Here is a 20,695-nt window from a genome sequence, read left to right as displayed (position 1 = left end):
TTAGTTTAAACCGATGAATAAAATAATTGAAAACAGAGTGTCTGATAAAGATGAACCTTTAGATATAAAGCAAATTGTATCACGTTTATTATACAATTGGTATTGGATTTTATTGTCTGTGATAATTTGTGTGATCCTTGCTGTATTGTATGCCAGATATAAAACACCCAGCTATAAAATCGCTGCAAGAGTACTGGTAAATGATGAGAAAAAGGGCAGTGGCCTGATGGCTGGCAGTGATATCCTGGGTGATCTTGGTGGTTTACTGGGCGCCAAAAGCACTGTAGATAATGAGGCTGAAATTTTGAGAACCCGCTATTTAATGGAGCAGGTGGTTAAAGATATGGGCCTGAATATAACCAATTACAGAAGAGGGAGGGTAAAGAATACTGAGCTTTACAAATCTCCTGTTGTATTAAAGATAGTTTCGGCAGAAGACACCATTAAGGAAACCAATGTTGATATAGAGTTTCTGAAAAATGATCAGCTGGCAGTAAGTTCCAAAAAACTGGATACAGTGGTTCATCTGGATAAGCCATTTAAACTGCTGCATGTAGGTACGGTATTGATTTCCAGAAATCCTGCTGTCAAAGAACTGTATACTAAATACAGGGTTAATGTAACCTCAGTTGATTCAAAAGTTGCTGATCTGATGGAAGATCTGGCTGTAGAGGTAAGAAATAAACTGATTACGATAGTCGATCTGTCGCTGAATCATCCGATACCTAAAAAAGGAGAGGATATTTTAAATAAACTGATTGAAAACTATGTGCAGGGGAATGTCAAAGATAAAAATGAGATAGCGGACAGCACTGTTAAATTTATTCAGAACCGCCTGAGTTTTATTGGTAAGGAACTGGGTGATCTGGAAGGTAATATTCAGGGTTTTAAGCAAAAGAATAATCTGGCTGATATGACTGAGCAGTCTAAATTGCTGGTACAGACTACAGGTCAGTATGTAAGTGACCTGAGTAAAACTGAAACCCAGATCAGTATTCTTAAAAGTTTACAGGAGTATCTGAAAGACGGCACTAAAAATAAAAGGGTTCTTCCGAGTTCTCTGGTGCCTGCCGATCTGGTATTTAGTAGTGCCGTAGAAAAATTCAATGCACTGACACTGGAAAGAGCGAGAAGATTAATCGGGGTCACGGAAGCCAATCCTGCAATTGTATTGATTGATAAAGAAATTGCCAATGCAAGGGCTGATATAGAAGCTAACCTGGTAACTACCCTGGATGCATTTACGATTACCAGAAACAGATTGAGTAATCAGATGAAAAAAGCTGAAACTCAGGTTCGCGGTGTTCCGGAAATTGAACGTAATTATTTGAATTTAGCCCGTCAGCAGCAAATCAAGCAGGAACTCTATCTTTTTCTGATGCAAAAGAGTGAAGAAACTGCGATTTCCAAAACATCCAATATTTCAAATTCCAGAACTATTGATCCGCCTAAATCTGAGGTTAAGCCATTTAATCCAAAGAAAGGAATGATCTATATCGTAGGTGTCTTTATGGGCCTGCTGATACCGATATCAACCATCTATCTGAAAGATATTTTAAATGATAAGATTCATACTAAAGCAGATATCAGTAAGCTGACTGCAGTTCCCGTAATCGGAGAGATCAGTCATAATGAAGAAGATAGTAATCTGGTTGTCGCCAATAGTTCCAGATCTGCTGTTTCTGAACAATTCAGGGCACTGAGAACCAATCTTTCCTTTTATATGAAAACTAAAGAGGAGAAGGTTATCCTGATTACTTCAAGTATGGCTGGTGAAGGGAAATCTTTTGCGGCGATTAATCTGGGAAATGTACTTGCCTTATCCAACAAAAAAGTATTGTTAATGGAGCTGGATTTACGCAAGCCGGGTTTATCTGCCAAGCTCGGTATTTCAAATCATGAAGGTTTTACCAACTATATTATCGACGCTGGTCTGACGGCAAAAGATGTCGTAAAGCCCTTAAGTATTCATCGGAATTTATCGATTGTAAGTTCGGGCCCTGTTCCGCCAAATCCGGCCGAGATGCTGCTGGATGACAGGACAAAAGAATTAATAGATGACCTTAAGCAACAGTTTGATTATATCATTATTGATGCTCCGCCAATCGGGATAGTTGCCGATGCACAGCTGATTGCTGTTCACGCAGATGTCTGTCTGTATCTGGTGAGACAAAATTATACCGCTAAACAACAAATAAACATTATTGAAGAGCTGAGCAGGAGTGAAAAGATGAAGAATATTGGAATTGTTGTAAACGATATTGATGGCCATGGTTACGGTTATGGCTACGGTTACGGCTATGGTTACGGCTATGGTTCGTATGACGATTCAGAAAGTAAAAATAAAAAGTGGTTTAAAAAGTTGTTCAAATCTTAATTAATTATGTTTAAAATACTTGATTGTACCTTACGGGATGGTGGTTATTACACAAACTGGGACTTCGATAAAAGTTTAGTCCATACTTATCTTAACTCTTTAAACAGCCTGCCAGTTGAATATATAGAGGTTGGATACAGAAGTATACCTGTTAAAGATTATTACGGCAAATATTTCTATTCTCCGGTATATGAGTTACAGGAATTAAAAAGTCTCACCAATAAAAAACTGGTTATCATTTTCAATGAAAAGGATATCCGGGTAGAACATGTTGCTGATCTGCTGCTGCCAATTGTAGGTATTGTGGATATGGTCAGGATTGCATTGGACCCGCAGCAACTGGGCCGTGCCTTAAAGCTTGCGGCAGAAATTAAGAAATATGGTTTCGAAGTAGGCTTCAATGTGATGTATATGTCCAAATGGAAGCAGTATGGTAATTTCGTTGAAGAACTGAGTGGACTGGATGGACTTGCCGACTATTTTTATATGGTTGACAGCTATGGTGGGGTATTCCCGGATGATGTGAAGCAGACTATGGATCTGATCAGGTCAAAGACTGATTGTAAAATCGGTTTTCATGGTCATAATAACCTGGAAATGGCTTTAATCAACTCGCTTACTGCAGTTGATTATGGTGCTGATATTGTAGATTCTACCATTTTGGGTATGGGTCGTGGAGCCGGGAATCTTAAAACTGAACTGTTACTGTCAGTTTTAAATACCAAATATAAAATGGATATAGATTTTAATGCTATCGGAAATGTCGTAGATGGTTTTGATAAGTTATTGAAAAAATACGAGTGGGGAACCAACGTGCCTTATATGATTTCTGGTTCAAATTCCTTGCCTCAGAAAGATGTAATGGATTGGTATACTACCCGGGTATATTCATTGAATAGTATGGTGAGAGCACTTCAGAATCAAAAAAATAACATCAAGGATAATGAAGAACTACCGGTTTTTAAACCTGCAAAATCTTACAGTAAAGTACTGATACTGGGTGGTGGTCCTAATTCAGCGGAGCATGCGAAAGCTATTATTGAATTTATAAATCTGACGGAAGATATCGCTGTTGTTCATTCGAGTTCAAAAAATGCACTATACTATAAAGATGTTCAGGCAGATCAGTTTTTCTGTCTTGTCGGAAACGAAGGACATCGTTTAGAAAAAGTATTCAATGATCTGGGTGACTTTAACGGTCTTTGTGTTTTTCCTCCGTTCCCAAGAAAAATGGGTACTTATATTCCGGCTAAGATTCATGACCGGTGCTTTGAATTCGAAAAGATCTCCTTTACAGATAAATTTAAAGATTCACATAGTTTACTGGCTCTGCAGACTGCAGTTGAACTGAATGCTCAGGAAGTTTATATAGCCGGATTTGATGGTTATCAGGAAGCCTCAATCTCTCAGCTGGAAAGAAGTCTGGTTGAAGAAAATGAATTCCTGTTTCAGCTTTTCCAGCAGACTTATAATATAGAATTGGTTTCTTTAACGCCAACCAGGTATAAAACCCTGTTACCTGGCTCAGTTTATAGTTTGGTATGCTAATGAATTATATAGTAGTTATTCCCGCCCGGTATCAATCGACCAGATTTCCGGGGAAACCTCTTACCGTTATTAACGGTAAGAGTATGTTGCAGCGAACCTATGAGCAATGCATCAAGGCTGTAGATAAAAATCTGGTTTATGTGGCTACTGAAGATCAGCGTATTGTTGATCATTGCCGTTTTTTTGGTATGCAGGTTCTGCTGACATCAGATAACTGTCTGACAGGAACCGACAGAATTGCTGAGGTAGCTGATCTGGTCAAAGCTGACTATTATATTAATGTTCAGGGAGATGAACCTTTGTTCAATCCGGAAGATATTAAGGAGGTTATTTCCAGGCTGGATACCTATCCCGGAGAGATATTGAATGGTTATTGTGCGATCACCAGTGAAAGACAATACAGAAGTAAATCTGTTCCTAAAGTTGTTTTCAGACCGGATGGCAGGCTCTTGTATATGTCCAGAAGTCCTGTTCCCGGCAATAAAGGGCTGGATTTTGTAAAAGGCTGGCGACAGGTATGTATATATGCTTTTCCTTATGATGCGCTGAAAGCTTTTGCGGCAACTGAAAATAAGACTGTTCTGGAAGCAGAAGAGGATATAGAAATTCTGAGATTTCTGGAGTTGAATTACGAAGTGAGAATGCTTGAACTGTCCAGTGAGTCAATCGCTGTGGATAGTCCGGAAGATTTAACAGAAGTACTGGATAAATTAAAAGAAGATGCTGTCAGAATATAAAGTTTTATTATGGGATTTTGATGGGGTAATCATGGATTCTATGCCAGTCAGATCAAAGGGGTTTGAATTGGTACTGGCTGCTTATCCAAAGAAACAGGTTGACCAGCTCATGGCTTTTCATGAGCTTAATGGTGGCCTATCCAGATATGTTAAGTTCAGATATTTTTTTGAGGAAATCAGAAAGGAAGCTATCAGTGAGGAAGAGGTTTTAGCTCTTGCGGGTAAGTTTTCTGAGATTATGTTGTCTCTGCTGATTGATCAGACTCTACTGATTGAGGATAGTGTTGGATTTATCAGAGATAACTGGCAGAATTTCCAAATGCATATTGTGTCTGGATCTGATGGTAAGGAGCTGAAAATAATCAATGATTCACTGGGTCTTTCCGGTTTTTTTAAATCAATCAACGGCTCTCCGACTCCAAAAAAACAATTGGTTGAAGAGGTTTTGTCCGCTAATCAATATGATAAAAATGAGGTGATATTAATCGGGGATTCTATTAATGATTATGATGCAGCCGTGTTTAATAATATCTCTTTTGCCGGTTATAATAATACCGGACTAAAACAGCTTTCTGAAAATTATATCGAACAGTTTACCTGTAATTCCGGCAAATGAAATTAAGTATCCTTAAGACGGTTTTGTTTGAATCCTTAAACAGGTTCTGTACCTTGTTTATGGTTTTACTGGTGTCCAGAAATTTTTCGGTCAGTACTTATGGGTATTTTTCGTTGTTTATAACGGTAACCTCGATTGGTCAGACTGTAATTGATTTTGGTTCCCAGAATTTTGGGGTAAAGGAACTGATTAAACTTAAGGATATTTCTGCTATCAGAGAACTGGTCAGAACAGTGAGTACTTTCAGATTTATTGGTTTTATTGTCTGGGTCCTGTTCTCTGTAGTGTATTCCTTTTTTATCGAAGACTCCTTTACTTTTGCTTCTCTTTTAATCTTATGGGGGCTGATTTATCTGTATTACTGTGACTGGGTTTTAAAAGGGATAGGTAAAATTTCCAGCCAGGCGCTGATTAATCTGACAACCAATGGTATTGCTTTACTGATCTTGTATCTGTTAATCTGGAAAAAACTGGATTTAAGTAACAGCTATATTATCAGTATAGCTAAAATAGGTCCTTTGCTGGCTGCGGCTATTATCTCGGGATTTTTCCTGAAATGGATTACAAAATCCAATCTGGTACTGGTTGCCATAAGGAAAACCTGGCCAAAAGCGCAGTTCAATGAAACGATGCTTTTTACTACAGGAAGTTTCTGTGCCAGGGCCTATAATTCAATAGGATTAATTCTGGTGGGTTTTTTAACTGATAAAACCTCTCTGGGGATGATTTCCTATGCCTTTACTTTTTACAACATATTCAGTATGGGCAGGGCGATATTGATCACCTCCGTTTATCCCTATTTCTGTAAACTTGACAGAAAAAAAGCGCTTAAACTTTCCCTGTATCTCAATTTGTGTGCAACGGCTGGTTTTGTTTTATTCCTGTTGGTTTACATGAATTATTCGGATCAGATCATACACATTATTGTCCCGAAAACGACACCGGTTTCTGAGATCATCAGGTTTAACTTTAATGTTGGTGTGGCTTTGATAGGTGTAGTTTGTGCATCCTTTTTTACAATTACTTTTTTACAGGCATTTGAAGGCGGGGGAATCTTTAACAGGTTAACTGTTTATGGTTTGATTATCGTATTGGTCCTGAATTTAATCAGTTATTTTCTCGGCTATCTGAGATACAGTTCGATTGTATCCCTGCTGGTTGCAGAATCATTAATCGCTCTTTATTCTTATAGTTACATATTTAAAAAGAAGACGGATGAAGGCATTGGTTAACAGGTTGTTTTTAAGTCTGGTGCTGCTGCTCCCATGGCATTCACTGATTATAAACGGATACCTGAGAAAATATTTTTCATTGATTGTACTCTGGAAAGAACTGGCAGTGATTGCTTTGTTAATACTTGCGCTGTCACATAAGGGACCTAAAATAGCAGGTATGAAACTGATGGTATTACTGGGGACCATCTTTCTTTTAACGGCACATTTGTTTTTTAATAGTGTGGGTTTAATGGCAGCCTATAGTTACCGGATTTATCTGTTGCCTATTTTAATGACTATTTCTCTCTATAAATTAGCAGATCTGATTGATTGGGAGAGAATTTCAAAGTGGTTTATCATCGGCGCTTTTGTGATGGCTGTATTTACAACTATCCAGCAGTTATTTCTCGGGGAAAGTATCTATCTGAATGCTGGTTATCCGGTCAATACTTTTAGTGATGAAAAACTGAATTTTACTTTTTATATCGGTTATGGATTATTGCAGAGAGGGGCAGGTGGATTTATTGCGCCAATTCCCTATAGTGTATACCTGATTCTGGCATTGGTGTTATTGTTTAAATACAAAGAGCTGTTTAGTGTCAGGTTTGGGAAAATACTGAATATGGTGCTGACCATTAGTCTGGTGCTTACTTTTACCCGTTCCACAATCGCTACATACTTGTTTTTCTTTGTTATACCTTATTTGAATTTCTTTACGCCCAAGACTGTGAAGTACCTGTTTGTACTGCTGTTTGTGGTGGTTATACAATTCTTTATTGTCCCTGTTTCTATTCAGGAAATGGAATTGAGCACTATAGATACTTTCTGGAGTAACAGTACTTCTCTGGAGGATACCAGTTCTGCCGGGCATTTTGAAAGTCTGGACAGAGGGTTTAAAATCGCATGGGAAAATATCGGCAATGGAATCGGACTGGGAAAAGTCGGTGCGCATACGGCCGCATTTTTTGATAATGCACTGGTTATTGAATCGGGTTATTTATCCGTTATCATTGAACTGGGCTTGCTGACGGCCGTATTTGTATTCTTATCATTTCCAATAGTGCATTATAAAAGGGGCTCTTTGTCTACGGTAATTATCCTGGTTTATCTGGCCGTATCATTCCTTTTACCATTAATCTATTATGTTGAATTATCATTATTAATTCTAATATCCATTGAAGCACTAAATAAAGACAAAAATCTATATGTTGATAATAGTAGGCAGTCCATGGCAGGCGCTCTTGGCTAAGAGTTACCTGCTTAAAGAAAATATAACTGATCCGCAATATGTAATCGAGAAATCATCTCCAAAATCATTTGGAGAGATTATGAAAATACTGAATGCTGATGAAAAGGCAATCCGGCTGATTGTAGAGTGGGGACAGTTGTCTGTGCTGTCTAAAACCAAATCGGCAATAGCTTCGGCTTATATTGATTCAATTATTGAATCTTTAAAACAGGAGTATTTTACAAAGGTTGAAAAGATTCTGGTGTTTTCAGAGCAGACAGTACTTTTTAAGCTGATTTACTCTCTTTTTGGTAATAGTAAAACTTATATCAAATCTGAAGATGGTATCCTGGATTACCTGCCTGGTTTAAAAGCTCATAGTCTTTTGAAACAAATAGCCGGTTATCTGTTTTTAGGGTCAAAGGTTAAGTATTACGTGTATAAAAACTATTATCACCTGTTTGATCAGGTGATAATGTTTCGCCGGGTTGAAGAAGTCAGCCCTGAGCGTTATGTACCGCTGATCAGTCTTAAAAAAGAGTTTTTAGCAGTTTTAAATCAGGCTTATAACATTACTGCCGGTGGAGATGCTTTCCAGGATAAAGATGTCTTATTGTTGTGTCAGTCCTTGTCTGAGGATAAAGTGATACCCCTGCAGGAGGAGTTGAATCTGTACAGTAAGTTTATTCAAAGGTGCAACGATTTAAAGATGAGTGTAATTATCAAACCTCATCCAAGATCCTGTGCTGAAAAAATTGAAGCGCTAAATAAACTAACTTCTGGTAGTGTTACGTTTTTTGAAGACTACGGTATCCCGGCCGAAACGATGTTGCTGAGTGGGAAGTTTAAAGAAGTTGTAGGTATTTATTCTAATACGATTATCTATGCCCATGAATTTTTTGGGGTCAAAGGTATTTCCTTGCTGACACCTCAAATGATTAATCTGCTGGCAGGAAAAGAGAAAAAGAAATTTACTTATATCTATGCCCGGCTCAGGAAGTATTTCGCGGAGGAGTATACTGTTTTTGAATAGTTTATGAATTTAATCTGAATAGCTTATGAACTTAATTTCATCTTTTTCATTCAGGCAGAATGTTTTGTGTCTGATGATGGCAATGTTACCTTTCACAGGAGATTCTCAGTATAATCCTGACAGAAATCCTGCTGCCGGCATTAAACTTGGTGCTTATTATTTTGATGGATGGACAGGGAAGTATGCACAGCATATCAGTCCAAAGTTAATGAATTCTTTTTCTGGCAGAAAGCCTAAATGGGGATGGATTACCAGTTCGCAGAAGATTGTTGATCAGCAGATTCTGGCAGCATCAGGTGCGGGTCTTTCTTTTTTTAGTTTTTGCTGGTATTATAGTGGAAAGGATAAATACAGTACAGAGCCCCTGAACAATGCGCTGAAGTTTTTTCAGCAGTCTGCCTATACCGGGAAAATGGAATATTGCCTGATGGTAGCTAATCATAAGGGCTTTGAAATAGGTAAAGAGGATTGGGATATTGTTCAGCAGGAATGGATCAGACAATTTAAAACACCGGGTTATTTAAAGGTTGACGGAAAACCGTTACTCATTTTATTCTCGGTACAGAGTCTGGTTGATCAGCTGGGGTCTGAGGATTCAGTGAAAGATGCGCTTCAGTCTTTAAGGGCTGCAGCGATGACAAAAGGGTTAAATGGAGTAACTATTGCAGCTTGTATATCAGGAGATAGAAACAGTGTTAGTCAGGCAGAACGTTGTGGTTTTGATATTTTGACGGGCTATAATGCACATAGTGCAGGTTTTACGGCAAAAAAGACACAGGTTCCTATTGATAGTATGCGGACTGCAGAGAACCGGTTATGGAACAGGGTTGTTAAAACAAGTCGCCTGAAATATATCCCGGTATCTACGCTGAACTGGGACCCGAGGCCATGGTCGGCACCAAATAATAAATATGATACTGCCCCTTATTTTGTTGGTTATTCTGAAAAATCAGTATACAAATCTGTTTCGGGTATGGTTAACTGGATCAGTGAAAATACAACTCATATAACCAAAGAAAAAATAGGACTTCTTTATGCCTGGAATGAGAATGGGGAAGGAGCTTATCTTACTCCTTCTGCTAAAGGGCCGGATTTCCTGAGAGGGCTACAAAAAGCTTTAAATAATAAATAATGAGTTTGATACAAAAGAGAATAAAAATTCTGTTAGATGCACATATTTTTGATCATTCTTTTCAGGGGACTGCAACCTATATGTATGGATTGTATTCTGCATTGGTAGAATTTGAAAGACTGGAAATCTTTTTATGTGCGCATGATACTGATCATTTGAAAACATTGTTCCCGGATCCGAGATTTAAGTTTGTAAAGCTGAATTCGGGTTCTAGGATCAAAAGACTGTTTACTGAATATCCCCGGTTAATCAGAGAAGGAGGATATGATTATGCTCATTTTCAATATATAGTCCCCTTTGTTAAAAATTGTAAATTTATCAACACGATTCATGATCTGCTGTTTTTAGAATTTAAGCAATACTTTCCATGGACTTACAGGATGAGCAGGAAAGTGTTGTTTTTTGCTTCGGCTAAAAGATCAGATATCGTACTTACTGTTTCTGAATATTCGAAAATTGATGTATCAGAAAAATTCCGGATTGATCAGAAGAATATTCATGTTACACCGAATGCAGTAACTATAACTCCTGGGGATGAACCGGCTGTGAATATTGAGCAAAAATACGGTATCAGTAAGTACATACTGTATGTCAGTCGTTTTGAACCCAGAAAAAATCATCTTGGTTTACTTACTGCTTTTCTGAAACTGAAGTTATATGATCAGGGTTATCACCTGGTTTTTATCGGCAGTAAAAAGGAGAAAATTGAACAGGATGCTTTTAATGAATTACAGAAACTGATTCATGATGATGTCCGTAAATACATTCACTTTCTGGAAGGGATAAGCTGGCCTGATCTTAATGCTTTTTATCAGCAGGCCGAAGTTTTTGTTTTTCCGTCGCTGGCCGAAGGGTTTGGAATACCACCTGTTGAGGCTGCGATGAATGGGTGTAAGGTAGTCTGCTCCAATCAGACGGCTATGTCTGAATTTGGGTTTTTTAAATATCTGTTTAACCCGGGTAATCAGAAACAGCTGGAGGAAATGTTACAGGCTGCACTGGAAGATCGGGATTACCCTTTTGAACAAATCAAACAGGCAATCAGCCTTAAGTATAACTGGAAGGTAATAGCCGGTAATTTTTATAATATAATTAACGAAGATCAGAATTAGAAATATGCGCATAGCTATAATCGGGACAAGGGGTATACCAAATTATTACGGTGGTTTTGAACAATGTGCAGAGTACCTAGCACTTGGGTTAGTAAAAAGAGGATTTGAGGTTATTGTTTACAATTCGCATAATCATCCTTATCAGGAAAAAGAGTGGAATGGGGTCAAATTAATACATTGTTATGATCCTGAAGATAAAATTGGCACTGCTGGTCAGTTTATTTATGATTTGAACTGTATTCTGGATGTGAGAAAACAGCATTGTGATATTATTCTTCAGTTGGGTTATACCAGTAGCTCTGTATGGGGATGGATGTTGCCAAAAAAGGTTGTGGTGACTACGAATATGGATGGTCTGGAGTGGAAACGTACCAAGTATTCAGAAAAGGTTAAGAAGTTCCTGAAGTATGCAGAAAGTCTTGGGGTTAAATACAGTGATCATTTAATAGCAGACTCTATTGGCATTCAGGATTATCTGAAAGAAAAATACAAAAAAGACTCTGCTTTTATTGCTTACGGAGCTACAGTTTTTGAGCATCCGGATAGCAGCAAACTTTTAGCTTATGGTCTGCTTCCTTATGCTTACAATATGCTGATTGCCAGATTAGAACCGGAAAATAGTATTGAGGTGATTCTGGATGGTGTGGCAATGGCTAATGCTGATGTTCCATTTTTAGTTATCGGTAAGCATGAAACTGCTTACGGTAACTATCTGAAAGGAAAGTTTGCATCCTTTCCACAGATTAAATTTATTGGTGGTATTTATAACATTGATATTTTAAATAGTTTGAGATACTATTCTAAAATCTATTTTCATGGACATACTGTTGGTGGTACAAATCCGTCACTTCTGGAGGCTATGGCTTCTGATAGTCTGATTTGTGCTAATGATAATCCATTTAACAGATATATACTGGAAAACGATGCGCTATATTTTAATAGCGCTGAAGATGTTAAAAAGCACTTGCAGGAAGTGATTTATGAGCGTGATTTATATCAGCTGATGATCACAAACAATCGTACTAAAATCACGAAAATATACGACTGGGAAATTATTACTGATCAGTACGCACAGCACTTTAAAGACGTTAAAGGACGGCTCAACCGCTGATCTTACAGGCTCTTTTTTAGTCTGAGTAATAAGCCATAGGAGTTATATAATAATTTTCCCTGATCAAGGGCTGTAGCAAAACCAACGCTATAGCCCTTTTTTAATGCTTTCATGCTTTCCAGGTAAAAAGAGAACTGATCAACTGCTGTGAAGATATTAGTCGTCTGCGGATTTCGGATTGAACCGGTCGACCCTCCGTAAATACTGGTTCCGAAAGTGCCGTAGTTTTTAGAATAAGAAAGTTTTGAAGTAAAATCCCAGTCATAGAGGCTTCCTGAAAGTCCGAAATGAAATGCAATCACCCTGTTGTTAATGAAGTAATCAGCATAGCGGTAAGCTTGTCCTTTTCTGGCATCGTCTCTCGTCGTGACGAAGGGGTTTCCTAGCCCCATACCCTTATAAGACCATCCTTCCATATAATAGAAATTATTGTAATAATCTTCGTCACCGGATTTTGTTGGTACTGACCATGGGTAGCCGGCCTGATCTTTTGAATAGAACAATTCAAACAGCGCTTTTTTCCATGCAAACCCCTGAATCCTGTGGGTATAATGTTTGTTTTCTATACTGATTCCGTTTAAGCCGTCTCTGATATTGGCTAGTTTTGATAAGGCACCGACATCATAAAAATTCTGCCGGTATATCATGATTTTAAAATTATTGAAATCGTATGCTGCACCGATATCGATTGAACCCAGCTGATTACCTATTTTAGAAGTCGGGACACCAGCTGTTCCATATGATTTTCCGGTAGCAACGTAAAAGAAAGATTTTAAAGCTGATAATTTGAAATTAGGTCCAAATGCTTCTTTTTCATTACCCCAGTATACCTGATGATTAAAACCGCCGTAGAGTTTTAGTTTCCAGTCTTGTTTACCGAGTTGGATATACAATGATTTTTGATGGAAATAAGTAACAGGATGTGTGTTTTTGATATAATAAAGTGCCGGGTTTGGTGGTGTGCCTGCTATTACATCCAGGATTCTTGTTTTTCCTACCCATCCATGTACAAAATTACCTTTAATTGCAAAGAGGCCGTCAAATACGGGAATGGTATAGTAATCGGGAATAGAGAGTTCTATTTTAGGAATACCCAGCGCGTTTCCGGATACAGAGAAATTACCTGAGCTTAATGTACTGTCACCATTCAGGCCCATTACATCTTTGCTTCTTCCGCCTTTCAATTGAAAAATACCCGCTTTTATTTTGGCATAAGCCTCAATAAGCTGCAGACTGGACTCTTTGCCTGCATTTGCTCTTCCTTCAAAGCCAAAGCCCCAGTCTATCAGTTTTTTCTTTCCGGTACGGCTGCCGGAGTCGGGAATTGTACTGTAGTCCCGGTGAATTCTGGCTAGAAAACTGCCGGATATACCTGATGACGGGACTGATCCAAACTGATTAGAACGCATCCAGAATGGAACCACACCATTGGATGTTCCGATAGCCTGACTTTCTATCTCGGTTTTTATACTTTTAAATGTCTGGGCTTTTATTTCAGTAACAGTGATAAATAATATCGCCGGGATTAACAGTTGTCCGGGGTTAAGTGCTTTGAATAAATTCATCTGTAGGATCGGGGTGAAAATGGCAGAAGGTTTATTTGTACTTATATGAAAGTGTTTCCGAATGTGATACTCATTTCTCTGACGACTTCTTTGATTTCCTGTTCCTGGTCTTTCGGGTAAATCAGCAGGGCATTTCCTTCATCTACAACGATATAGTTATCCAGGCCTCTGATGATAGCCAGTTTATCATTATTAATATGAATAATACTATTACTGGTGTCTTTGATATGAAGCTGTTTAGCAGATAATACATTGTTGTCATCATTTCTTGGAGCTGATTCATATAATGAAGCCCAGGTTCCAAGGTCTGACCATCCAAAGTCTGCAGGTATAGTATAAACATTGTCTGCCTGTTCCATAATAGCGTAGTCTATCGAGATATTAGGAGATTTAGGATAGTTTTCATTGATAAATGATTGTTCGTCGGAGGTGTTGTATACCTCGTTTCCACTCTGGAATAGTGTGTATATGGCTTCTGCGTGGTCTTTTAATCCTTTAAGGATCGCACTTACTTTCCAGATGAAAATGCCCGCATTCCATAGGTAGTCACCTGCTTGCAGGAACTCTTTTGCTTTAGCCAGAGAAGGTTTTTCTGTGAAGCGGATCACTTTATGGATGCCTTCTTCTGCTGCTGTGTCGTATTTTATATAGCCATAACCCGTGTCTGGTCTGGTTGGAGATATACCAAGGGTAACCAGGACATTGTGATTTTCTGTATAGTTTAATGCTTGTGTGACTTTTTTTGTGAAAATATCTTCATGAAGAATGAAATGATCAGAAGGGGCAACTACAATATTTGCATCCGGATTAATTGAATTTAGCTTAAATGACGCATATGCGATACATGGAGCGGTATTGTTCCTGCTTGGTTCGCAGATTAGCTGCTCTAAGCTAATTCCTTTTAGTTGATTAACAATAATATCACTGTACTGACTGTTGGTTACAATATATATGTTTTCTGCAGGTACTATTTTCAAAAAACGATCATAAGTTAACTGTAATAATGATTTGCCGATTCCAAGGATATCAAGGAACTGTTTGGGGTATGTGTTTCTACTTTTAGGCCAGAATCTGCTGCCAACACCGCCAGCCATGATAAGTACGTAATTATTGTTTTTCATTGTTTGTGGTTAAATGTTTTAGTTGTAAGTGATTGAAAATCTTTTGTTTATTTGTTGTTTTTTTGTTTTTAAGGTTTTTGTTGCCTGTATTTTGATGAATTTACAGGAGATGTATGCATAGGTAGATGATTTAGGTCTGGTTAGTGATGCCGGTTTTAAAATTATTGAAATATTAACTACAAATCATAGACGAATTCAGGATTTAATGATAGTTTAATCTTTAGATCATCTTATTCTTGCAAATGTATTTATTTTTATGTTATTATAATTATGTTTTTATAGTGTTTTATGTTTAATAAACGGCTTATTTTATTAAAGTATTATATTTAAATGAAAATTTAATGCATTGTTAATGATAAGAATTGGTTTAGAGTACTATATTTGTGCCTATAACACCTCTATTTATGATTAAATTAAAACCTTCACTAGTTATTTTGGCTGCCGGAATGGCAAGTCGCTATGGTGGTAATAAGCAGATTGAATCTTTTGGTCCTTCCGGAGAGACTATTATGGAGTATTCAATTTTTGATGCGATTAAAGCCGGCTTTGGTAAAGTGATTTTTATTATCCGTGAAGAATTTGCTGAGTCTTTCAGGCTGTCTATTGAGCCTAAGCTTGCCGGGAAGATTGAACTGGATTATGTTTATCAGTCTCTGGATAAATTCAGCGGCGGAATAAAGATACCCTCAGACCGCACAAAGCCTTTTGGAACGCAACATGCTTTATTGTGTACCAAGGATGTGTTGGATGCTCCTTTTGCAGTAATTAATGCTGATGATTTTTATGGTTATGATGCTTTTAAGCAGGCTTATGATTTTCTGACTACGGAAGCTGCTGATGGGAAGTATGCTTGTGTGGGGTATGAATTAAGAAATAGCTTAAGTGATCATGGTTCGGTAAGTCGTGGTGAAATTAATGTAAATGAAGCGGGTAATATTGTTGGGATTACCGAACGTAAAGAGATTAGTAAAATAAATGGTAAAGCTGTAGTGAAAGATGGTGTGTCTGATCTGGAGCTGCCGCTGGATACTAAAGTCAGTATGAATTTTTTCTGCTTTACGCCTGAGTTTGTAACCTGGAGTGAGGCGGAGTATGCGAAGTTCTTAAATGCGAATATAAATAACCTTAAAGCTGAGTTTTTAATACCGGAAGTCGCAGATCAGCTGATTAATGCCGGTAAAGGAGTGATGAAAATGATTCCTACTGAGGCAAAATGGTTTGGTGTGACTTTCAAAGAAGATGCGTTAATTGTGAAAAAACAATTACTTGAATTAACCGGTGAGGGTTTTTATCCTGCCAATTTGTGGAACTGATAATCGGGATAATCAACTATTTAAATCTATTACAATGAAAAGAATTTTAATTACCGGTGGCGCTGGCTTCATTGGTTCTCATGTGGTGCGGAGATTCGTTAAGAATTACCCTGACTATCAAATTATAAATCTGGATAAATTAACTTATGCCGGGAATCTTTTGAATCTGACTGATGTAGAAGGAGGGTCTAATTATGAATTTATAAAAGGGGACATTGTAGATGCTGCTTTTATAACAGAGTTGTTTACGACATACCAGTTTGATGCAGTTGTGCATCTGGCAGCAGAATCTCATGTTGACCGTTCTATTGCAAGTCCGATGGAGTTTGTCATGACCAATGTAATCGGAACGGTGAATTTGTTGAATGCGGCGCGGGAGAATTGGAAAGGTGATTATAGTAAAAAACGTTTTTATCATGTTTCTACTGATGAGGTTTATGGTGCATTAGGAGAGTCTGGTATGTTTACTGAGGCTACAGCTTATGATCCGCATAGTCCGTATTCTGCTTCTAAGGCAAGTTCTGATCATTTTGTGCGGGCTTACCATGATACTTATGGTCTGGATGTGGTTATTTCAAATTGCTCAAATAATTATGGTTCTCATCATTTTCCTGAGAAACTGATCCCGCTTGCTATTAACAATATCAAGAATAATAAAGCAGTGCCGGTTTATGGTAAAGGAGAAAATGTTCGTGACTGGCTTTGGGTGGAAGATCATGCGCGCGCTATTGATGTGATTTTTCATCAGGCTAAGGCTGGTGAGACTTATAATATTGGTGGACATAATGAGTGGAAGAATATTGATCTGATTAAATTGTTATGTAAGTTAATGGATCAGAAGCTTGGGCGTGAAGAAGGCGCTTCGGCGCAACTGATCACTTATGTGACGGATCGTGCGGGGCATGATTTGAGGTATGCAATTGATTCTTCTAAACTTCAGCAGCAATTAGGCTGGGTGCCGAGTCTTCAGTTTGAAGAGGGGCTGGCTAAAACCATTGATTGGTATCTGGAAAATGAACAATGGCTCGATGATGTGACTTCGTCTAATTATCAGTCTTATTATGAAACTCAATACGCAGAAAGATAGATGGAAATATTAGTATTAGGTGCTTCCGGCCAGTTAGGTAGCTGCATCAAAAAAGTTGCCGGTGAAACTGGTCTGGATTCTATTTCTTTTCCTGATGAAAATGCAGGAAATATATTGGATCGGGAAGGCTTGAGGACGCTTTTTGTAGCAGAGAGACCCCGATTTGTGATTAATTGTGCAGCCTATACTGCTGTTGATAAAGCTGAAGATGATATTGAACTTTGTGCAGAGATCAATAAAAACGGAGCAGAGAATGTTGCATTGCTTTGTAAAGAGTTTGATGCGGTCATGGTTCATGTTTCTACTGATTTTGTGTTTGCTGGTAATCAGGTTGGTTTATTGAAAGAGACTGATGCTGCAGATCCGATTAATGTATATGGGTTGACCAAGCTGGAGGGTGAGATGGCTATAGCGGCTGCGCTGTCGTCTCATTTTATTATCCGTACAAGCTGGCTCTATTCTGAATATGGGAATAATTTTGTGAAAACGATGTTGAAGTTAGGGGCAGAAAGGGAAGAGCTGAGTATTATTGCCGATCAGATTGGTACACCAACCTATGCTGTTGATCTGGCTAAAGCTGTTTTGACGATTGTAAAGTCAGGAAAAGCTGCTTATGGTACTTATCATTATAGTAATGAGGGTGTTACTTCCTGGTATGATTTTGCGCATGCGATTTTTGATCTGAGTGATACGAATGTGAGGTTGTTTCCTATCCCAACTTCTAAATATCCTACAAGAGCAATAAGACCAAAGTTTTCAGTGATGGATAAAACTAAAATTAAAGAGACTTTTGGTTTGGAAATTCCGTACTGGAGAGATAGTTTAACAGAGTGTGTCAGTCAGCTGGCTTTTTTAGCAGCAATTTAAATTAGTATATGAAAGGAATAATTCTGGCAGGTGGAAGCGGAACACGTTTGCATCCACTGACCCTGGTAATGAGTAAACAAATGATGCCGGTTTATGATAAGCCGATGATATATTATCCTTTATCCACACTGATGCTGGCGGGTATAAGGGAGGTACTGATTATCTCTACACCGCATGATCTTCCAAACTTTGAAAAGCTTTTGGGCGATGGAAGCAGGTTGGGTTGTAAGTTTTCTTATGCTGTGCAGGAGGAGCCAAATGGACTGGCTCAGGCCTTTGTAATCGGGGCTGATTTTATTGGTAAGGATAAAGTGTCACTTGTTTTGGGGGATAATATTTTTTACGGTGAAGGGATGTCGAAATTGTTGCAGGCCAGTGCTGATCCTGATGGCGGGGTGGTATTTGCTTATCAGGTTTCTGATCCGGAACGTTATGGGGTTGTGGAATTTGATGCGCATAAAAAAGCTATCTCAATTGAAGAAAAGCCAAAAGAGCCTAAATCTGATTATGCGGTTCCGGGGCTTTATTTTTATGATAACAGTGTTGTGGAAATTGCTAAGAACATTAAGCCTTCTGCGCGTGGGGAATATGAAATTACAGATGTGAATAAGGTGTATCTGGAACAGGGTAAACTTAAAGTAGGAGTATTGAGTAGAGGGACGGCCTGGTTGGATACCGGTACTTTTAATTCATTGATGCAGGCCGGGCAATTTGTTCAGGTTATTGAAGAACGTCAGGGATTGAAAATAGGGGCGATAGAAGAAATTGCTTATAGAATGGGTTTTATAAACGCAGAGCAGTTGGCTGCTATTGCAGCTCCTCTGGTTAAAAGTGGTTATGGTCAGTATTTACTTAAACTGATCAGGTAGAATTTTTTTTGACGTTTATATTTATAAAAGACTCTCCGGCTTATGTTGCAAGGAGGGTCTTTTTTTTATAAGCTATTGCTGTGTATGTCTGGGTTGTGGTTTCTGTTTTGTAAGATGTTAATGTTTCTTTAATCCTTTTTTAATGTTTTTATTCTTAAATGAAATGAGAAAAAGTGTTTTAAAACCATAGGGAGTATTACGCTTTTTATTTATCTATAAATTTCTAAATGTTGATTATTTAATAATAAATTCATATTAAAAAACTTTTTCAGTTAAAATTTACAATATATTTGATAATATACTTTGCGATTGACGCTTATTTGCTATATTCGTTTATCTATATTATAATCTACCTATGCAAACACGCTATTTATATCTTTTGAGGTATGTTTTACCTATCACGGACCTGCTAATGCTTAATCTGGTTTACTTCGCTGCATTTAATATTAGCATTTTTTTAGGAAAATTTGTTTCTTATGAGTTGCTGCATCACTATGTGATTATATGCAATCTGATCTGGGTGTTCAATGCACTGCTATTTGGCATGTATACTGAATATGGAGCACGACGACTGGAACGTATTTACAGAAGTACATTCAGAAGCATTCTGTTGCATTGCGTTTTATTCTCTGCTTATCTGTTGCTGGAGAAAAATATAGAGTTCTCTAAGACATTTGTTGTAATATTCTATTTATTACTTGCGGTTTCATTTGTGCTAAACCGTTTTGTTGGTACGGCTATTCAATTCCTGTTAATCAATAAGTTTCATGTCACTAAAAAAGTAGCTGTAATGGGAGGAAATCCTACCGGTAATAAGCTGGCGAATTATCTGACAAAACAAAATAATGTAGATTTCTATGGCATAATAGCTGATTGTGATGAGGGTTTTTATAGCGATCAGACAGGTTTAATATCTGAATTTGCTATTTCTGAAATGAAGGCAGCAGCAGCTGGTGGTGTGAAAGATTTATACGTATCTGTTCCGCCGGAAAAAATGTCTATGATGCATACACTGGTTCGGGAAGCTGATAAGCAGTGTTTAAGGCTTAAATTTATTCCTGATATTGCCGGTTCTCTGGATACGCCTTATACCATGAGTTATATGGGGGATGAATTTCCGATAATTACGCTTCGTAATGAGCCCTTAGAGCAAATGGGTAATCGCTTTAAGAAACGAACATTTGATATAATTTTTAGCGGGTTGGTGATCTTGTTTATTTTGAGCTGGCTTTATCCGATCATCGCTTTGCTGATCAAGATGCAAAGTAAAGGACCGGTATTATTTAAACAGTTGCGTAGCGGCAGAAATGATGAGCCTTTCTGGTGTCTGAAATTCAGAAGTATGCGAATGAACAGCAACAGTGATAAAAAACAGGCAACTAAAAATGATGACCGTATTACACCAATCGGGAAATTTTTAAGGAAAACCAGTCTGGATGAGTTACCTCAGTTTTTTAATGTATTTGCCGGCAGCATGACCGTTGTTGGCCCAAGACCTCACATGCTGAGTCATACTGAACAATACAGAGCGATTATCAGTGAATTTATGGTTCGTCATTTTATGAAACCAGGAATAACAGGCTGGGCGCAGGTAAATGGTTTCCGTGGTGAAACCAAAGAGGCCGGTTCTATGGAAAAACGGGTGAAACATGATATCTGGTATCTGGAAAACTGGACTGCCATGCTTGACGTAAAGATCCTTTTTATGACCATTATCAATGTGCTTCACGGCGAAGATAACGCCTATTAATCTCCTCGATACTGT

The 20,695-nt window shown here is 38.0% G+C and carries 17 protein-coding genes; 15 read left to right on the top strand and 2 right to left on the bottom strand.

The annotated features are described in order from the left end of the window. Window positions 1-13 precede the first annotated feature (13 nt). Genes PL_RS05060 through PL_RS05015 form a run of 10 tightly spaced genes read left to right on the top strand, consistent with a single transcriptional unit; the run spans window position 14 to window position 12,108 of the window. A complete protein-coding gene (locus PL_RS05060) occupies window positions 14-2,377 on the top strand; it encodes a GumC family protein (protein ID WP_041880835.1) in 2,364 nt (787 codons plus the stop codon). 6 nt (window positions 2,378-2,383) lie between these two features. After that, window positions 2,384-3,925, top strand: a complete 1,542-nt coding sequence (locus PL_RS05055) for an aldolase catalytic domain-containing protein (RefSeq protein ID WP_041880837.1) — start codon at window positions 2,384-2,386, stop codon at window positions 3,923-3,925. Continuing rightward, complete coding sequence (locus tag PL_RS05050; protein WP_041880839.1) at window positions 3,925-4,662, top strand: 3-deoxy-manno-octulosonate cytidylyltransferase; 738 nt, start codon at window positions 3,925-3,927, stop codon at window positions 4,660-4,662. Before PL_RS05055 ends, PL_RS05050 begins: the two co-directional genes overlap by 1 nt. Further along, window positions 4,646-5,278, top strand: coding sequence for an HAD family hydrolase (locus PL_RS05045; protein ID WP_041880841.1), 633 nt, complete (start codon window positions 4,646-4,648; stop codon window positions 5,276-5,278). The genes PL_RS05050 and PL_RS05045 overlap by 17 nt, the downstream gene beginning before the upstream one ends. Further along, window positions 5,275-6,510: a hypothetical protein gene (locus PL_RS05040; RefSeq protein WP_041880843.1), complete on the top strand. Its 1,236-nt coding sequence runs from the start codon at window positions 5,275-5,277 to the stop codon at window positions 6,508-6,510. Before PL_RS05045 ends, PL_RS05040 begins: the two co-directional genes overlap by 4 nt. Continuing rightward, on the top strand, window positions 6,494-7,741 hold the full coding sequence (locus PL_RS05035) for a hypothetical protein (RefSeq protein WP_041880846.1): 1,248 nt from the start codon (window positions 6,494-6,496) through the stop codon (window positions 7,739-7,741). The genes PL_RS05040 and PL_RS05035 overlap by 17 nt, the downstream gene beginning before the upstream one ends. Next, window positions 7,698-8,753: an alpha-2,8-polysialyltransferase family protein gene (locus PL_RS05030; RefSeq protein ID WP_152620294.1), complete on the top strand. Its 1,056-nt coding sequence runs from the start codon at window positions 7,698-7,700 to the stop codon at window positions 8,751-8,753. The genes PL_RS05035 and PL_RS05030 overlap by 44 nt, the downstream gene beginning before the upstream one ends. Before the next feature lie 25 nt (window positions 8,754-8,778). Beyond that, the gene (locus PL_RS05025; protein WP_235324500.1) at window positions 8,779-9,885 is read left to right on the top strand and encodes a glycoside hydrolase family 99-like domain-containing protein; all 1,107 of its coding nucleotides are present in this window, start codon (window positions 8,779-8,781) and stop codon (window positions 9,883-9,885) included. Beyond that, a complete protein-coding gene (locus tag PL_RS05020; protein ID WP_041880849.1) occupies window positions 9,885-10,997 on the top strand; it encodes a glycosyltransferase family 4 protein in 1,113 nt (370 codons plus the stop codon). Before PL_RS05025 ends, PL_RS05020 begins: the two co-directional genes overlap by 1 nt. 4 nt (window positions 10,998-11,001) lie before the next feature. Beyond that, window positions 11,002-12,108 carry a DUF1972 domain-containing protein gene (locus PL_RS05015; protein WP_041880850.1) on the top strand — a complete coding sequence of 369 codons (1,107 nt, stop codon included), beginning with the start codon at window positions 11,002-11,004 and terminating at the stop codon, window positions 12,106-12,108. Between the two features lie 2 nt (window positions 12,109-12,110). On the opposite strand, the gene PL_RS05010 is transcribed toward PL_RS05015, so the two are convergent. Next, the gene (locus PL_RS05010; protein ID WP_041880853.1) at window positions 12,111-13,673 is read right to left on the bottom strand and encodes a capsule assembly Wzi family protein; all 1,563 of its coding nucleotides are present in this window, start codon (window positions 13,671-13,673) and stop codon (window positions 12,111-12,113) included. A gap of 41 nt (window positions 13,674-13,714) precedes the next feature. Beyond that, the gene (locus tag PL_RS05005) at window positions 13,715-14,794 is read right to left on the bottom strand and encodes a mannose-1-phosphate guanylyltransferase (protein ID WP_041880855.1); all 1,080 of its coding nucleotides are present in this window, start codon (window positions 14,792-14,794) and stop codon (window positions 13,715-13,717) included. Between the two features lie 404 nt (window positions 14,795-15,198). On the opposite strand from PL_RS05005, the gene PL_RS05000 reads away from it, so the two are divergent. The 5 genes from PL_RS05000 to PL_RS04980 all read left to right on the top strand — a co-directional run bounded on the left by PL_RS05000 (window position 15,199) and on the right by PL_RS04980 (window position 20,680). Beyond that, window positions 15,199-16,107: a nucleotidyltransferase family protein gene (locus PL_RS05000; protein ID WP_041880857.1), complete on the top strand. Its 909-nt coding sequence runs from the start codon at window positions 15,199-15,201 to the stop codon at window positions 16,105-16,107. A 34-nt stretch (window positions 16,108-16,141) separates the two neighbouring features. Then, the gene (gene rfbB, locus PL_RS04995) at window positions 16,142-17,194 is read left to right on the top strand and encodes a dTDP-glucose 4,6-dehydratase (RefSeq protein ID WP_041880858.1); all 1,053 of its coding nucleotides are present in this window, start codon (window positions 16,142-16,144) and stop codon (window positions 17,192-17,194) included. Next, the gene (gene rfbD / locus PL_RS04990) at window positions 17,195-18,061 is read left to right on the top strand and encodes a dTDP-4-dehydrorhamnose reductase (protein ID WP_041880861.1); all 867 of its coding nucleotides are present in this window, start codon (window positions 17,195-17,197) and stop codon (window positions 18,059-18,061) included. A gap of 8 nt (window positions 18,062-18,069) precedes the next feature. Continuing rightward, the gene (gene rfbA / locus PL_RS04985; protein ID WP_041880863.1) at window positions 18,070-18,930 is read left to right on the top strand and encodes a glucose-1-phosphate thymidylyltransferase RfbA; all 861 of its coding nucleotides are present in this window, start codon (window positions 18,070-18,072) and stop codon (window positions 18,928-18,930) included. A 355-nt stretch (window positions 18,931-19,285) separates the two neighbouring features. Next, on the top strand, window positions 19,286-20,680 hold the full coding sequence (locus PL_RS04980) for an undecaprenyl-phosphate glucose phosphotransferase (protein WP_348621136.1): 1,395 nt from the start codon (window positions 19,286-19,288) through the stop codon (window positions 20,678-20,680). The last annotated feature ends 15 nt before the right edge of the window (window positions 20,681-20,695 follow it).

The sequence above is a fragment of the Pedobacter lusitanus genome (assembly GCF_040026395.1).
Classification (GTDB): Bacteria; Bacteroidota; Bacteroidia; order Sphingobacteriales; family Sphingobacteriaceae; genus Pedobacter; species Pedobacter lusitanus.
The sequence above is the reverse complement of the archived record's forward strand: the minus strand, read 5'-3'. Positions and strand labels throughout refer to the sequence as shown.

What these genes read in the sequence shown, in the direction of transcription:
- PL_RS04980 (WP_348621136.1), top strand. Translation starts at nt 19,286, where the DNA reads ATGCAAACACGCTATTTATATCTTTTGAGGTATGTTTTACCTATCACG.
- PL_RS05020 (WP_041880849.1), top strand. Translation starts at nt 9,885, where the DNA reads ATGAGTTTGATACAAAAGAGAATAAAAATTCTGTTAGATGCACATATT.
- PL_RS05060 (WP_041880835.1), top strand. Translation starts at nt 14, where the DNA reads ATGAATAAAATAATTGAAAACAGAGTGTCTGATAAAGATGAACCTTTA.
- PL_RS05005 (WP_041880855.1), bottom strand. Translation starts at nt 14,794, where the DNA reads ATGAAAAACAATAATTACGTACTTATCATGGCTGGCGGTGTTGGCAGC.
- PL_RS05045 (WP_041880841.1), top strand. Translation starts at nt 4,646, where the DNA reads ATGCTGTCAGAATATAAAGTTTTATTATGGGATTTTGATGGGGTAATC.
- PL_RS05015 (WP_041880850.1), top strand. Translation starts at nt 11,002, where the DNA reads ATGCGCATAGCTATAATCGGGACAAGGGGTATACCAAATTATTACGGT.
- PL_RS05000 (WP_041880857.1), top strand. Translation starts at nt 15,199, where the DNA reads ATGATTAAATTAAAACCTTCACTAGTTATTTTGGCTGCCGGAATGGCA.
- rfbB (WP_041880858.1), top strand. Translation starts at nt 16,142, where the DNA reads ATGAAAAGAATTTTAATTACCGGTGGCGCTGGCTTCATTGGTTCTCAT.
- PL_RS05040 (WP_041880843.1), top strand. Translation starts at nt 5,275, where the DNA reads ATGAAATTAAGTATCCTTAAGACGGTTTTGTTTGAATCCTTAAACAGG.
- rfbA (WP_041880863.1), top strand. Translation starts at nt 18,070, where the DNA reads ATGAAAGGAATAATTCTGGCAGGTGGAAGCGGAACACGTTTGCATCCA.
- PL_RS05030 (WP_152620294.1), top strand. Translation starts at nt 7,698, where the DNA reads ATGTTGATAATAGTAGGCAGTCCATGGCAGGCGCTCTTGGCTAAGAGT.
- PL_RS05010 (WP_041880853.1), bottom strand. Translation starts at nt 13,673, where the DNA reads ATGAATTTATTCAAAGCACTTAACCCCGGACAACTGTTAATCCCGGCG.
- PL_RS05055 (WP_041880837.1), top strand. Translation starts at nt 2,384, where the DNA reads ATGTTTAAAATACTTGATTGTACCTTACGGGATGGTGGTTATTACACA.
- PL_RS05035 (WP_041880846.1), top strand. Translation starts at nt 6,494, where the DNA reads ATGAAGGCATTGGTTAACAGGTTGTTTTTAAGTCTGGTGCTGCTGCTC.
- PL_RS05025 (WP_235324500.1), top strand. Translation starts at nt 8,779, where the DNA reads ATGAACTTAATTTCATCTTTTTCATTCAGGCAGAATGTTTTGTGTCTG.
- PL_RS05050 (WP_041880839.1), top strand. Translation starts at nt 3,925, where the DNA reads ATGAATTATATAGTAGTTATTCCCGCCCGGTATCAATCGACCAGATTT.
- rfbD (WP_041880861.1), top strand. Translation starts at nt 17,195, where the DNA reads ATGGAAATATTAGTATTAGGTGCTTCCGGCCAGTTAGGTAGCTGCATC.